Genomic DNA, 1,671 nt, shown 5'->3' with positions numbered 1-1,671 from the left:
CCTGCCCCCGGCCGGACGACGGGAGGTGTGGGCGGAGACCGTCTCCCGGCACGGGCCCACCCCGCAGGACCCGCCCGACACCTGGACCGGGTACCGCCTGCGGCCCGAGGCGGTGACGTTCTGGCGGGGCGAGCCCGACGCGCCCTCACACCGCCGACGGTTCCACCTGCGTCCCGGCGGCTGGCTGGCCGAGGACCTCCCGGGCTGACACGCCGCGCCGACCGCGCGCGCCCAACCCTTGCCGCCGCCCCGAGAACGAGAGACCCCTCATGATCACCTTCACCGATGCGCTCGTCATCCCCGTGACGACGACCCCGGGAACGACTGCAGCCGACGCCCCGCCGTGGTTCCACGGCTGGGTCCACGTCGACGAGGACGGGCTGATCGCCGCGCTGGGTGCCGGTGATCCGCCGCCCGGACTGCCCGGCACCGTCCACGACCTGGGTGGGTCGATCCTGGCGCCCGGGTTCGTCTCCGCGCACAGCCACCTGTTCACCGCCGGGATGCGCGGCATCGCCCCCGACGACACGCTCTACGGGTGGGTCTCACGGATGGGCGAGATGATGGTCGGGGCCGAGGCCGAGGACCTGTACTGGTTCACCCTCGCCGGCTGCCTGGACTTCCTGCGCAACGGCGTGACCAGCGCCTACAACTTCACCCAGAGCCGGGTGGTGGCGGTGTTCGACCACGCCACCTCCACCCTGGTCGCCGAGCGGGTCCACGACGTCGAGTTCCTCACGCGACAGATCGACGCGCAGGCCGACTCGGGACTGCGGTGCGTCACCTCGACCCGGCTGGACGACGAGCAGCTGCCCGAGGCCGAGTGCTTCGAGGCGTTCGCCCACGTCACCGAGCACCGCCAGCGCACGGTCCCCCGGGACCTGGATCTGGGCGGATCGGTGTTCGGGTCGGTGCAGTGGTCGTCCTCGCCGGTCACCGCCGAACGCGAACGGCACGCCATGGCGACCCACCGTGTGGGCAACCAGGCGCACTTCGTGGAGACCGCCGAGCACCTGGAGGTGCAGCGGGCCAAGTTCGACTGGTACGACCACGCCGGGGTGTTGGGCCCCGCCTTCTCCTTCGGCCACTTCGTCCACCCCACGGACCACATGGTCCGCCGCGTGGCGGAGACCGACTCGGCCGTGATCTGGCAGGCCACCTCCAACGGCCGGCTGGGATCCGGTATCGCCGACGTCGCCGGGTACCGGGCCGCGGGGATCCGGGTGGGGATGGGGCTCGACGACCAGTCCTGCACCGACGTCTCCGACCCGTTCCAGAACATGCGCATCGGCCTCTACACCCAGCGGGCCGTCCACTCCGACGCCTCTGTCCTGGCCGCGCACGAGGTGCTGCGGATGCACACCCTGGGTGGCGCGGAGGCGCTCGGCCTGTCCGGCCGGATCGGCAGCATCGAGGTGGGCAAGCACGCCGACCTGCTGGTCGTGGATCCCACCGCCCCGGCCACCGGGCCGATCTGGGACCCGGTGGCCACGTACGTCCTGGCGTGTTCGCTGCGCAACCTCACGCACGTGTACGTGGGCGGGCGGCTGGTCGCCGAGGGGGCACGCTCACTGCACCCGCTGGCGGACGAGGCCGACGCCCAGCTCACCGAGCGGATGATCCGCTCGGCGCGGGCGCGCGGGTTCGCCCCGGCCTACACGCGGCCGGTGG

General features: G+C 72.8%; 2 protein-coding genes. Both read left to right on the top strand.

Annotated elements, in window-relative coordinates; all coding sequences use genetic code 11:
* On the top strand, positions 1-208 hold a 208-nt coding region (locus G6017_RS09115; protein WP_277819589.1), incomplete at its 5' end, for a pyridoxine 5'-phosphate oxidase C-terminal domain-containing protein.
* Between the two features lie 61 nt (positions 209-269).
* On the top strand, positions 270-1,671 hold a 1,402-nt coding region (locus G6017_RS09110; protein WP_182617048.1), incomplete at its 3' end, for an amidohydrolase family protein.

It is taken from the genome of Dietzia sp. B44 (assembly GCF_014145245.1).
In the GTDB taxonomy this organism is placed as follows: domain Bacteria; phylum Actinomycetota; class Actinomycetes; order Mycobacteriales; family Mycobacteriaceae; genus Dietzia; species Dietzia natronolimnaea.
Note: the sequence above shows the minus strand (reverse complement) of the source record. Positions and strands in the feature narration are given on the sequence as shown.